The 12,147-nt window shown below is 68.6% G+C and carries 16 protein-coding genes; 2 read left to right on the forward strand and 14 right to left on the reverse strand.

The window, feature by feature from the left end; translation table 11 throughout:
• Window positions 1-8: 8 nt before the first annotated feature.
• The 13 genes from CEX88_RS13725 to CEX88_RS13785 all read right to left on the reverse strand — a co-directional run bounded on the left by CEX88_RS13725 (window position 9) and on the right by CEX88_RS13785 (window position 9,483).
• Window positions 9-491, reverse strand: coding sequence for a pyridoxamine 5'-phosphate oxidase family protein (locus CEX88_RS13725; protein ID WP_094293897.1), 483 nt, complete (start codon window positions 489-491; stop codon window positions 9-11).
• A 35-nt stretch (window positions 492-526) separates the two neighbouring features.
• On the reverse strand, window positions 527-850 hold the full coding sequence (locus CEX88_RS13730) for a hypothetical protein (protein WP_064419912.1): 324 nt from the start codon (window positions 848-850) through the stop codon (window positions 527-529).
• Window positions 851-894: 44 nt separating this feature from the next.
• Window positions 895-1,587 (reverse strand): TetR/AcrR family transcriptional regulator, encoded by a 693-nt coding sequence (locus tag CEX88_RS13735; protein WP_094293898.1) that lies wholly within the window; start codon window positions 1,585-1,587, stop codon window positions 895-897.
• On the reverse strand, window positions 1,574-2,431 hold the full coding sequence (locus CEX88_RS13740; protein ID WP_094293899.1) for an oxygenase MpaB family protein: 858 nt from the start codon (window positions 2,429-2,431) through the stop codon (window positions 1,574-1,576). Before CEX88_RS13740 ends, CEX88_RS13735 begins: the two co-directional genes overlap by 14 nt.
• 116 nt (window positions 2,432-2,547) lie before the next feature.
• Window positions 2,548-2,805 carry a hypothetical protein gene (locus tag CEX88_RS13745; protein WP_068200551.1) on the reverse strand — a complete coding sequence of 86 codons (258 nt, stop codon included), beginning with the start codon at window positions 2,803-2,805 and terminating at the stop codon, window positions 2,548-2,550.
• The gene (locus tag CEX88_RS13750) at window positions 2,802-3,284 is read right to left on the reverse strand and encodes a DUF3093 family protein (protein ID WP_064419914.1); all 483 of its coding nucleotides are present in this window, start codon (window positions 3,282-3,284) and stop codon (window positions 2,802-2,804) included. Before CEX88_RS13750 ends, CEX88_RS13745 begins: the two co-directional genes overlap by 4 nt.
• On the reverse strand, window positions 3,281-3,652 hold the full coding sequence (locus CEX88_RS13755; protein WP_064419915.1) for a hypothetical protein: 372 nt from the start codon (window positions 3,650-3,652) through the stop codon (window positions 3,281-3,283). The genes CEX88_RS13750 and CEX88_RS13755 overlap by 4 nt, the downstream gene beginning before the upstream one ends.
• Window positions 3,653-3,672: 20 nt before the next feature.
• The gene (locus CEX88_RS13760) at window positions 3,673-4,125 is read right to left on the reverse strand and encodes a hypothetical protein (RefSeq protein ID WP_094293900.1); all 453 of its coding nucleotides are present in this window, start codon (window positions 4,123-4,125) and stop codon (window positions 3,673-3,675) included.
• Complete coding sequence (gene hemB / locus CEX88_RS13765; protein ID WP_094293901.1) at window positions 4,122-5,102, reverse strand: porphobilinogen synthase; 981 nt, start codon at window positions 5,100-5,102, stop codon at window positions 4,122-4,124. The genes CEX88_RS13760 and hemB overlap by 4 nt, the downstream gene beginning before the upstream one ends.
• Window positions 5,103-5,126: 24 nt before the next feature.
• Complete coding sequence (locus CEX88_RS13770; protein WP_094293902.1) at window positions 5,127-6,785, reverse strand: bifunctional uroporphyrinogen-III C-methyltransferase/uroporphyrinogen-III synthase; 1,659 nt, start codon at window positions 6,783-6,785, stop codon at window positions 5,127-5,129.
• A 22-nt stretch (window positions 6,786-6,807) separates the two neighbouring features.
• Window positions 6,808-7,740, reverse strand: coding sequence for a hydroxymethylbilane synthase (gene hemC / locus CEX88_RS13775; RefSeq protein ID WP_064399682.1), 933 nt, complete (start codon window positions 7,738-7,740; stop codon window positions 6,808-6,810).
• A gap of 3 nt (window positions 7,741-7,743) precedes the next feature.
• Window positions 7,744-9,087, reverse strand: coding sequence for a glutamyl-tRNA reductase (locus CEX88_RS13780; RefSeq protein ID WP_068200538.1), 1,344 nt, complete (start codon window positions 9,085-9,087; stop codon window positions 7,744-7,746).
• A gap of 141 nt (window positions 9,088-9,228) precedes the next feature.
• Complete coding sequence (locus CEX88_RS13785; RefSeq protein ID WP_068200536.1) at window positions 9,229-9,483, reverse strand: glutaredoxin family protein; 255 nt, start codon at window positions 9,481-9,483, stop codon at window positions 9,229-9,231.
• A 120-nt stretch (window positions 9,484-9,603) separates the two neighbouring features.
• On the opposite strand from CEX88_RS13785, the gene CEX88_RS13790 reads away from it, so the two are divergent.
• Together CEX88_RS13790 and CEX88_RS13795 are read left to right on the forward strand one after the other, a co-directional pair.
• Complete coding sequence (locus CEX88_RS13790; protein WP_231984700.1) at window positions 9,604-10,413, forward strand: HAD family hydrolase; 810 nt, start codon at window positions 9,604-9,606, stop codon at window positions 10,411-10,413.
• 105 nt (window positions 10,414-10,518) lie between these two features.
• Window positions 10,519-11,052, forward strand: coding sequence for an FAS1-like dehydratase domain-containing protein (locus CEX88_RS13795; RefSeq protein WP_064425337.1), 534 nt, complete (start codon window positions 10,519-10,521; stop codon window positions 11,050-11,052).
• A 21-nt stretch (window positions 11,053-11,073) separates the two neighbouring features.
• Here the strand turns inward: CEX88_RS13795 and CEX88_RS13800 are convergent, their stop codons facing one another.
• Complete coding sequence (locus CEX88_RS13800) at window positions 11,074-12,141, reverse strand: lysophospholipid acyltransferase family protein (protein ID WP_094293903.1); 1,068 nt, start codon at window positions 12,139-12,141, stop codon at window positions 11,074-11,076.
• Between the last annotated feature and the right edge of the window lie 6 nt (window positions 12,142-12,147).

The raw sequence follows: 12,147 nt of genomic DNA on the forward strand, positions 1-12,147 counted from the left end.
CGCGATATTCACGCCGACCAGGTGAGCGGTGCGCCTTCACCTTTCGTCATCACCGTCCCGGGCATGACCCGGATGCGGTACGGCGCCAACCGCAGCGCGGCGAACTGCTCGGAGGTCGGCCCGTCCTGCCACACCGGGATGATCCGAGGGTCGTAGCCCACCGGTGCAGGGGCGGTGGCGAACTTCTCCCACACCGCGGCCCTGGTTTCGTCGTCGACGTACCACTCGACCAGACACTCCGCGCTGCACGTGTCGTGATTGGTGGTCCAGTAACTCACCGAGACCTCCGGGTGCACCGCGAGGTGGTTCTTCTTCACCGGAGAGGGCACGGTGGCGATCCAGCCGAGGAGATCCGTCCCGTCCCACTCCCAGAACGGATGCAGGATGCGAGTGCGCGGCCGGCCGTTCGCGTCGACAGTGGCGACCGAGGCCCACACAATCGAGTGGGCCATGTCGATGAACGCCGGCGCGATCTGCTCCAGAGAGGTCACGGTTGCCTAGCGTAGGCACGCGACCGCTCGGACAATCAGGTGCCGCTGCCCTCGGATGCTTCGCTGCCCGCAGATTCCTTGCTGAACTTCGGGTTTCCGTCATCGTCGAGCCAGTCGTTCACCGCGGTACCCGCGACGGCGCCACCGCTGCCCGGCATCTTCGTGGTCGGCCTCTCTTCTTCGTAGGCCTTGTGCATCTCTTTGGCCTTTTCCCGATGCTCGTCGGTCACTTCGGGTTTCTCGGTGGGCGGCGGCGTTTCCTGCTCGCTGGTGACCTGGTGGTGTTCGTCGGTCTCCGGTTCGGCTTTGCGCTGCTCCTCGATGAACCCTTCGTTCTCCTGGCCTTGTTCGCTGGTCATGGACCATGACTGCCCGGAGAGCCGAAATACGAAACGCAGTTCGCCTAACCGGTGGGCACGGTTCGCAAAGCGGTGGGCAGGCTGGGAAGGAAGTGTTTGCGAGCGAAAGCGCGGATGTCGTCGGCGGACTCCAGAGGCTGGGAGCTGGGCAGCAGCAACACCATCACCGCATACCGCAGGATCGTGTCGGCCAATTCCTCGACGGCCTCCTCGCCGATCCGCTCGGCGAATCCAGCGGGGAAGATCACCCGCAACGCTGCGGCCATCCGGATGATCGCGGCGTCGTAGTGCGTGCGGGCCAGTTCGAGCAGCAGCGCGGGATCGTCGGTCAGTATCCGGTACAGCACGCGGTGGCGACGGAACTTCAGGATCGACAGGGTGAACGCCTCGACGTAATAGTTCGATAGCGGCCCAACCCGTTTGACCTCTTCGGCGATGTCGGCGAACAGCGCGATGTTCTCGCGTTCGATCACCGCGGCCACGAGCTCGTCGCGGTTGGCGAACCGCCGGTAGATCGTGGTCCGGCTGACGCCTGCGCGGCGGGCGACGTCGTCGAGTGCGACCCGCCGGAAGCCGTGCCGCTCGAACTCGATGACGGCGGCGTCCAGGATGGCTTCCGTCGCGGGCGACGAATCAGGCCCCGTCGCGGACGACGAATCAAGCCCCCTCGCGGGCGACGAATCAGGCCCCGTCGCGGGCGACGAATCAGGCCCGTTGGCCGGGTCAGGCCCCGGCATAACCCTTTTGGGCGTAGCTGTTGTAGCGCCAACTCATGGGCAGACGATCCCACACCCAGTTGACCGGGCGCGACCGCCACAGCGCCGCGAACCGTTGGTAGCGGCGCTCCTGGCGTTCACTCCACGGCAGTTGCAGCAGCTCGCGCGCGCGGGGCGGCAGGCCGCCGGTGGTCAGGAACGCCGCGAGCGGATTGAACACCGGCGCGATCGGCTTCCACGCCCACGCGGGGACACCCTTGGGGCGCGGGAAACCCTTCGTGACGTAGCCGACGCCGTAGACCGCGGTCTTGTGTGCGACGACGATCTCGTCGAGCATGCGGTCCCAGTACCGTTCGAACTCGTCGTAGGTGGGGGGCATCGGCCGGTCGCTCACACCGTAGCGGCGGTACCACGTCTTTGACTCGAGGTAGATCTGCTCCTTCTCCTCGCGGCTCAGCCGCTTGACGAAGGTGTCGGCGAAGTACAGCACCTGTTCGACGAACGTCGCGTGCGCCCAGAAGTAGGTCTCCGGATCCAGGGCGTGGTACCGGGCGCCGTCGGGCATCTTGCCCTTGATGTCGGTGTGGAAGTCGCGCACCTGGGCGCCCGGGTGGTCCTCATCGGAGCCGTAGACCGTGTTGAAGATCGGCGGCAGCGAGCGCTTGACCCGCGCGGCGGTGTCGTCGAAGAACACCGAGTGGTCGAGCACGCCCTGGCCGAGTTCGGCCAGCATGTTCTGCAGCACCGCGGGGCGCGGCCCGATCAGGTACATCCGGTTGTCCCCGAAGTAGCGCCACACCAGCGACTGCGGGCCCAGCGGCAGCGCATCGCTGACGGGCCTGTCTGTCTCCACCAATTCGGTCATGTGACACAGTGTTACAAATTTTGCACTTTGTACCAAGCGGCTGTGAGCGGCCTCTCACTTCCCGCGAGCGACCTGTTTTGCACGGGATCGCTCGGCGTGTCACCGGGCAAACGCGGTCACTCGCGGGGCGAAGGAGCAGCGCGCCGATCGCGGCGCCAATGCGCGATGGCCAGCACCACGAACACTCCGGCGACCGCGGCCAGCAGCAGCGCAAGCCCCACCATCGGCGCGCTGTACTCGACCGAGGTGGTCTGCGGTTCGCCTTCGAGCACCGGCGGAACCGCGACCGTCGTCGGGGCCGCAAGCCAGCTCAGCACGCTGCCCACCGCGGCGGCGACGGCCAGCACCAGCTCGAGCGCTGCGCGGACCGTCATGCCGGCGGAATGCGCTCTTCGACGAGCTGGGTCAACGTCTGCCGCAGCGTTTGATGCTTACGGGCCCAAGCCTGCGCGGTGCGGTCATTGGTCATCTTCAGCCCGATACCGGTGCGGCCGCGCGGCACACCGGTGAGCTCGCCCAGCGCCCGCGCCGACTGCCATTTCGGCGACTCGGAACCGGTGGCCTCGGGATAGACGCGGACGATCTCGTCGGTACTGATGCGCTCGGTGCCCTGCCGCAGCGTCTCGGGTGTCAACTCGACCGAGGTGTGGATACGGGCGGCCTTGACCTGTATCGCGAGGAAGCCGCTGACGAGCACCAAAAACATCCCGGGAACCACCCACTGGAACCCGTAGCCGGCTGACGCCTGGATCAGTCCCATCGCGATCGCCGCACCGGGGCCGGCGGCCAACCACCACCAACTGGCGCCCTGCTCGTAGAACAAAACCTGCGGCGCGGTCTGCTTGTCGGTCACGTCGCTTCCTCTTGCGCGTTCGCGCTGGGCCGGGTGATCAGGACGGCGCCCGCGAGCAGGGGCAGCACCGCGAGCACCGTCACGATGTGCACGACGCCGCGCATCGCGAGCAGCACCACGAACACGACGACGGTCAGCGCCAACGCGACGCCGGCGCGGCGGAACCGGACATCGCCCGCGCGGCTGCGGCCCGCGAGGAACGCCATTCCCGCGCCGGCGACGGCGGTGAGGACCCCCGCGCCGCGAAACAGCGGCGGCAGATTGACCGAGGCGGCGATGAGCCCGCCCAGCATCAACATCACCGCGGCGACGACCCAGCACCAGAAGGCGGCGGTGACGACGCGGGCTCGCGGCGCAGGAGCGGTCATGGTCGGGTCAGCCTATCGGGTCACCGCGTGAAGTAGTCGTTGGCGTCTTTACGGTGCAGCAGGTACACACCGCCCACGATCAGCACCGAGCCGAGGATGGCGGTGACGGCGTAGGCGAGCGCGGCCGCCGGCGGCCGCTCCTCGCCGAACAGGCTGCTCACGGCGTACACGACCGCCGCGATACCTGCGCCGGTCAGCACGGTGCGGGCCCACCGGTAACCCTGGCGCATCAGGAATTGAAACGTCAGCGCCACGGCGCCGAGGATCACGATGAACACCGCCGAGAGGGCCAGCACCGGTGCGGGCAGGCCGTCGGCGCGTTCGCTGACCAGCAGGTCGCCGACCTGGCCGACGACCATCAGGACGACCGCGACCACCCAGAGCCAGAAGCCGGTGTCGACGTCGTCCGGGCGGCCACCCGACTCGGGCTGCTGGCCGGCCTCATCCGGTCGGCCCTGCGGTTCGGGATTCACGCCAGCCAACCGGCGACGTCGGCCGCCCAGTACGTCAGGACGATGTCTGCCCCGGCCCGCCGGATGCTGGTCAGCGTCTCCAGAGCCACCGTCTGCAAATCGATCCAGCCGTTGGCGGCTGCGGCGCTGATCATCGAGTACTCACCGGAGACCTGGTAGGCGGCCACGGGCACCGGTGACAGGTCGGCGGCCGCGCGCACCACGTCGAGGTAGCCCATCGCGGGCTTGACCATGACTATGTCGGCGCCTTCGTCGATGTCGAGTTCCACCTCGTGCAACGCCTCGCGCGCGTTGCCCGGATTCTGTTGGTACGTGCGACGATCGCCGCGCAGGCTCGATCCCACCGCTTCCCGGAACGGCCCGTAGAAACCCGAGGCGAACTTCGCGGCGTACGCCAGGATGACGGTGTCGGTGTACCCTGCGGCGTCCAGCCCGTCGCGGATCGCAGCGACCTGGCCGTCCATCATTCCGCTCGGCCCGACCACGTGTGCCCCTGAATCCGCTTGCGCCACAGCGAGTTCCACGTAGCGCTTGTTGGTCAGGTCATTATCGACCCTGCCCGACGCGTCCACGATTCCGCAGTGGCCGTGGTCGGTGAACTCGTCAAGGCAGGTGTCGGCCATCAGCACGGTGTCGTCGCCGAGGTCGCTGGCCAGGTCGCGCAGGGCGACGTTGAGGATACCGTCTTCGGCGACGCCGACGGAGCCGGTGGGATCCTTGTCCGCGTCGCGCGGCACGCCGAACAGCATCAGGCCACCCACACCGGCGGCGACCGCGTCGGCGGCGGCGCGGCGCAGCGAGTCGCGGGTGTGTTGGACGACGCCGGGCATCGACGAGATCCGACGTGGCTCGTCGATACCGTCGGCGACGAACATCGGCAGCACGAGTTGCCGTGGCTCCAAGGTGGTTTCGGCGACGAGTCGCCGCAGCGCCGGAGTCGTGCGCAGCCTGCGGGGGCGATGCCTAGGAAAGCCCATGCAAACCCACCTTCGGTGTTGCGGTCAGCGGCGGCGGCTCTTCTTACGCGGCGGCGGCAGTGCGCCCTCGGCCCGCAGCCGGGCGGCGTGCTCGGCGAGCGCCTCCACCAGCGGTCCGACCGCGGCCACCTCGGGCTGCACATCGACGCGCAGACCGAATTCCGCTGCGGTCTCGGCAGTCTTGGGCCCGATGCACGCGACGATGGTGCGCGCGTGCGGCTTGCCCGCGATACCGACCAGGTTGCGCACCGTGGAGCTCGAGGTGAAGCAGACCGCGTCGAAGCCACCGGTCTTGATCATCTCGCGGGTGTGCGCAGGCGGCGGCGCGGCGCGCACCGTGCGGTACGCCGTGACGTCCTCGATCTCCCAGCCGCGCTCACGCAGACCCTCGGCCAGCGTCTCGGTGGCGATGTCGGCGCGCGGCAGCAGCACGCGGTTCACCGGGTCGAAAACGTCGTCGTACGGCGGGAATTCGTCGAGCAGGCCGAGCGACGATTGCTCACCCGCCGGAACCAGCTCGGGATTGATGCCGAACGCCCGCACCCGGTCGGCTGTGGCCTGGCCGACGCAGGCGATCCTCACACCCGAGAACGCCCGGGCGTCGAGACCGAACTCGTTGAACTTCTCCCACACCGCACGCACCGCGTTGGTGGAGGTGAACACCACCCACTGGAACCGGCCATCGACCAGTCCCTTGACCGCGCGCTCCATCTGAGCGGGGCTGCGCGGCGGCTCGACGGCGATGGTGGGGACCTCGATCGGCAGCGCGCCGTGGCCCACCAACTTCTCGCTCATCTCACCGGCCTGGTCCTTGGTGCGGGGCACCAGCACGGTCCAGCCGTACAGGGCGCGGCTCTCCCACCAGTTCAGCTTGGTGCGGTTGGCCACGGTCTTGCCGATGGTCACCACGAGCGGTCCGGCCAACGGACCGGCCGGCTCGGAGCCCGCCAGGGTGGCCTTGTCCAGCAGCCCGGCCAGCGTCGTCTCGACCGAACGCTGCTGGCAGGTGGTGCCGTTGGCGGTGACCACCAGTGGCGTGGTGTCGGTCAGCCCGTATTCGATCAGCGTGCGCGCCGCATCGGGCAGATGCGACGCCGTCGCGTGCAGGATGAGCGGGCCGGGCGCGGCGGCCAATGCGGCCCAGTCGACGTCGGGGTCGCGGACGTCGGCGACGGTGTGCGCCGATCCCAGCGGCAGGCCGGCGTAGGTGGGCACCGCGGTGGTGTCCGGCAGGCCCGGCACGATCTCGAAGTTCAGGTGCGACTTCGCCAACGCCGACACCTCGGTGATCACGGCGTCCACCGACAGCGGATCGCCCGCCACCAGCCGGACCACGTCGACCCCGGTGCGGGCCTCGGTGATCAGCGTCTTGGCCACCTCGGCCGGATCGCCGACGGCCGACCGGATATCCGGTCCGCCCGGCAGGGTCGGTGCTTCCTTACCCGAGGTTTCGCCGTTGTCGGCGGCCTCAGCCGGCTCGGGCCCCGACGGGGGCGGCAGTTGGCAACCCACCAGGGCCAGTACCGCTTCGGGCACCTCGGGATCGGTGAACACCAAGGCAGCGTTGGCGAGCACCGTGTGGGCCCGCGTCGTCAGCAGTCCCGGGTCGCCAGGACCCGAGCCGACGAACGTGATGCGGCCCGGCTTCGGCTTGCGCCCCCGCCCGCTGGTCTGGCCTGTCATCTCAGTCACTCCGCTCTACAGCTCAGTTGGCGTCCGCCATGAGTTCGCGCGCCCCGAGGTCGAACAGCTCCTCGGCCACCGAGAGCCCCAGCTCCCGGGCCCGGTCAGTCGTGCCGACGCCGGACGCGCGGATCACGTCGGATCCGTCCAGTGCCGCCACGCAGCCGCGCAGCGACACCTCTTCGAAGACGTTGCCGTCCTCATCGATGGACTCGACCACCTCAGCGATCGCGCCCACCGGTGCGTGACAACCCGCCTCCAGTCGGGCGAGCAGGGCCCGTTCAGCGGTGACCGCGGCGCGTGTGTCGGCGTCGTCCAACTCCGCCAGCAGCGCAGCGAGCTCGGTGTCGCCTGCGCGGCACTCGACCGCGAGCGCACCTTGAGCCGGCGCTGGCAACATCTGCACCGGCTCGAGAGTCTCGGTGACATCGGCCAGTCGCCCGATGCGGGCCAGTCCCGCCCGTGCGACTACGATGCCGTCGAGATCACCGTTGCTAACCCTGTTCAACCTGGTATCCAGGTTGCCTCTTAGGGGGCGGATTTCCAAACCGAGACCCAGTGCTCTAAGCTGTGCCGCCCTGCGCGGGCTCGATGTGCCGATCAAAGAACCCGGCGGCAACTCCCCGAGCACCAGCCCATCGCGTGCCACCAGGGCGTCCCTGGGGTCTTCGCGGGGGGGACTCGCGGCGATGACGAAGCGGGCGTCAGCCGCGGTAGGCAGATCCTTGAAGGAGTGCACGGCGGCGTCCACCCGGCCGTCGTGGATGGCTTCGCGCAGGGCCGCGGTGAACACGCCAACGCCGATCTCGGCGATCGGGCCCTGGTTGCGGTCGCCCTCGGTGGAGATGGGGACGAGCTCGGCCGCGTGTCCGTTCGCGATGAGCGCGTCTCGGACCGTACCGGCCTGAGTGGTCGCCAGGAGACTGGCGCGAGTGCCTATCCGAATTACAGTCAAGCGTTACTCGGCCTTATCGAGATCTGGTGCGATCAAAGGCAATTCGGGCCCGGCGACGGCGTCGACGGCCTGCTGGTCGAGCTCGAAGAGCTCACGCAGCGCCTCGGCGTAGCTGTCTCCGCCCGGCGCACTCGCCAGCTGCTTAACGCGCACGGTCGGCGCGTGCAGGAGTTTGTCGACGACCCGTCGCACCGTCTTGGCGACCTCGTCGCGGTGGATGGCATCCAGGCCCGGCAGGCGGTGGTCCAGCCTCAGCAGCTCGGCCTCGACCACGTCGGCGGCGCGCTGACGCAGCGCGGTGACGGTCGGGGTGACCTCGGCCATCCGCTGACCGGCCAGGTAGTTGGCGACCTCGGCGGCGACGATCGCGCGGGCGGCTTCGGCGTCGGACGCCGCGGCGCGGGCCGCCGGTTCGCGCTGGATGCGCTCCATGTCGACGACGTAGACGCCGGGCAGGCCGGCCACGGCGGGGTCGACGTCACGGGGCATGCCGAGATCGCAGATGACCAGCTGCTTGGGCTCTTGGCCGTGCGCGAGGCCGCGGTGCACGTCGGCCAGTGAGACCACCGGGCGCACCGCCCCGGTGCAGCAGACCACCACATCGGCATCGGTCAGCAGCGGCGGCAGGTGATCGAACGGGAAGGCGTGCGCGTCGACGCCCAGTTCCCGGACGTTGGCGGCGAGCCGTTTGGCCCGCGGCTGGCTGCGGTTCACGACGTGGATGCGGTCGACGCCCGCGCGGGTCAGGTGTTTGGCGGCCAGCGAGCCCATCGAACCCGCCCCGATGACCACCGCGGTGCGGCCGGCCAGCGAGCCGAGCTTGGATTCGGCGGTGCACAGCGCGACGGACACCACCGACGCGCCCGCGGCGTCGATGCCGGTCTCGGTATGCACCCGCTTGCCGACGGCCAGCGCGCGCTGCGAGAGCTCGTGCAGGGTGCGTCCGACGGTGTGGTTGGCCTCGGCGGCGGCGTACGCGCGGCGCACCTGGCCGAGCACCTGCTGTTCTCCGACGACGGCGGAATCCAGGCCCGAGGCCACCGCGAACAGGTGCTCGACGGCCGCTTCGGCGTACCGCACATACGCGTATTTGGTCAGGTCGTTGAGGCTCATGCCGGAGTGCTCGGAAAGCACCTGGCCAATCACCGACAGCCCGCCGTGAAACGCGTCGACGACGGCGTAGATCTCCACGCGATTGCAGGTCGACAGCACCATGGCCTCGGTGACGAGGGAGGACTGCAGCACCTGGTCGACGATCTTGGCCTGATCGGACTCGTCGGTGCTCAGCTGCTCGAGCACCGACACCGGCGCACTGCGGTGCGAAACCCCGAAAAGCAACACGCTCACGGCTTCATCACCACGTCATCCAAGGTAGTCGTTGAACAGTTAGCTCACCAAATTCCCCACCATTATCGCCGAAATTGCGTTCCAGCAGCCAAATCACGAGTGGAGGCCTGCTGGAACGCAATTTCGCGCAGAAACGGACGGTCACTTCGCCAGGTCGGCCCGAAGGCGGGGCTCGTCGATCTCCCAGTAGCTGTGCTCGCTGCCGTCGAGCAGAACGACCGGAAGCCGGTCGCCGTATTCCGCGCGCAGCCCGGAATGACCCGCGGCCGCCGCGGCGTCGACATCGGTGACGGCCAGCGTGAAGCCCAGCTCGTCGGCCAGCGCCGCGAGCCGGGCCGCCGCCGCGGTGCAGATCGTGCAACCGTCGCGCGTCAGCAACTCCACCTGGTGCTCCACCTCGCCAGTATCTCCACCTCCGTGACTTAGGGTTGATCCGTGTCTCGAAATGGCGACCGCGAAGCTGCTGAACAGCAACTTGCGGGTGAGGCGAGCGCAGAGGCGGCCGTCACCGACCTCATGGCCGAGGCTGCCACGGCGCCACCCGCACCGCCCCCGGACCTGACCGCGGCGGCATTCTTCGACGTCGACAACACCCTCGTGCACGGCTCGTCGCTGCTGCACTTCGCCCGCGGCCTGGCCGCGCGCAAGTACTTCACCTACGGCGACGTCGCACGGTTCGTCTACGCGCAGGCGAAGTTCCAGCTGACCGGCCGCGAGAACAGCGAGGATGTGGCCGCAGGCCGGCGCAAGGCGCTGGCCTTCATCGAGGGCCGCTCGACGGCCGAACTGATGGCGGTCGGCGAGGAGATCTACGACGAGATCATCGCCGACAAGATCTGGCCGGGCACGCGCGCGCTCGCGCAGATGCATCTCGACGCCGGACAGCAGGTGTGGCTGGTCACCGCGACCCCGTACGAGCTGGCCGCGACCATCGCCAAGCGGCTGGGCCTGACCGGGGCGCTGGGAACGGTCGCCGAGTCCATCGACGGGGTGTTTACCGGGCGCCTGGTCGGCGACATCCTGCACGGCACTGGCAAGGCGCACGCGGTGCGCTCGCTGGCCATCCGCGAGGGCCTCAACCTGCGCCGCTGCACGGCCTACTCGGACAGCTTCAACGACGTGCCGATGCTCTCGCTGGTGGGTACGGCGGTGGCGATCAACCCCGACGCCGATCTGCGCGACCTGGCCCGTGAGCGGGGGTGGGAGATCCGCGATTTCCGCACCGCCCGCAAGGCCGCGCGCATCGGTGTGCCGTCGGCGCTGGCGCTCGGCGCGGCCGGAGGAGCGCTGGCGGCGGTGGTCTCCCGCCGCCAGGAGGGCCGCTGACGGGCCGCTCTGGTCGCGGCGGTGGCCGAGACCCGCTGATAGGCTCGCGCCGCTGACTCCGACGAGGAGAGACGGCAGCGCGCGCACCCGAGGAGCAGTTCAGGTATGGCAATCGCAGAGAACATCATCGGAACGCACTACCGGTATCCCGATTACTTCGAGGTCGGCCGGGAGAAGATCCGTGAGTTCGCACAGGCGGTCAAGGACGAGCATCCCGCGCACTTCACCGAAGAAGCCGCCGCCGAGTACGGCTACGACTCGCTGATCGCGCCGCTGACCTTCCTCGCCGTCGCCGGTCGCCGCGTTCAACTGGAGATCTTCAACCAGTTCGACGTGCCGATCAACATGGAACGGGTCCTGCACCGCGACCAGAAGATCACCTTCCACCGCCCGATCCTGGCCGGCGACAAGCTGTTCTTCGACTCCTACCTCGATTCGGTCACCGAATCGCATGGCGCCATCGTCACCGAGGTGCGCGGCGAGGTGACCGACGCCGACGGCAACCCCATCCTGACGAGCGTCGTCACGGTCATGGGCGAGGCGCAGTCGGACACCGAAGCCGACGAGGTGAGCCAGCGCATCGCGGCCGCACGCGACGAGGCAATCGCGAAAATGATTGCCAAGCAAAGTAATTCGTAGAGCTAGCGGCTTTTCGCGCGCTCAGCCGAAGAACGTGTTCCGACGCTGGGTGAGCAGTTGGTACAGCGTCTGCTGGATGGTCTCGCGCACCTGGTCGGTGAGTTCGAAGGTGACCATCGGATCGTCGGCGGCCGACTCATCGTAGTCCGCTGTCTCGATCGGTTCGCCGAACTGGATGTGCCATTTCGACGGCAGCGGCACCATGCCCGCCGGACCCGCCAGCGGGAAGAACGGGGTGATCGGGAAGTACGGCAGGCCGAGCAACCGGGCCAGCAGCTTGACGTCGGCGATCATCGGATAGATCTCCTCGGATCCGACGATCGAGCACGGCACGATGGGCGCCTTGGTGCGCAGCGCCGCCGAGACGAAACCGCCGCGACCGAATCGCTGCAGCTTGTAGCGGTCTTTGAAGTGCTTGCCCAGGCCCTTGTAGCCCTCGGGGAACACCGCGGTCAGCTCACCCGCGGCCAGCAGCCGATGCGCATCGGCGGTGCAGGCCATGGTGTGGCCGGCCTTGCGTGCGGCCTGACCGACCACCGGCAGGTCGAACACCATGTCGGCGGCGAGCAGGCGCAGGTCGCGCTGGGCCGGGTGGTGGTCGTGCACCGCCACCGACGTCATCAGCCCGTCGAACGGCAGCACGCCGGCGTGGTTGGCGACCACGAGCGCGGCGCCAGTTTCGGGCAGATGCTCGATCCCGCTGACCTCGACGCGGAACCACGACTTGAAAAAGACTCTCAGCAAAGGCAAAAAGATTGCGTTGTTGAGGTGGGCGTCGAACCCGAACTCGTCGACGGTGTATTCACCCGTCATCCGCTTGCGCACGAACTCGCCGACCGAGGCGATCTGCTTGGCCAGTTCGGTGGGCGTCTCGTCCACCGGAGGTGCGCCCGCGACGCCTCCGCGGTGCTCGTCGATCTCGCGGACGACGGCGGCGATCTCCTCGGCGGAGGCCCCGCCTACCGGATCCGACAGCTGCGAGGGATGTCGGCGCGAGCCCTGCGCTCGTGCGGCATTACGCCGCTGAGCCGCTGCACGGCCCGAATTGCCATGCAGCGGAATGACTTTCGCCTTGGACTCGCCCGCCACGGTCGT

It is taken from the genome of Mycobacterium neumannii (genome assembly GCF_002245615.1).
In the GTDB taxonomy this organism is placed as follows: domain Bacteria; phylum Actinomycetota; class Actinomycetes; order Mycobacteriales; family Mycobacteriaceae; genus Mycobacterium; species Mycobacterium neumannii_A.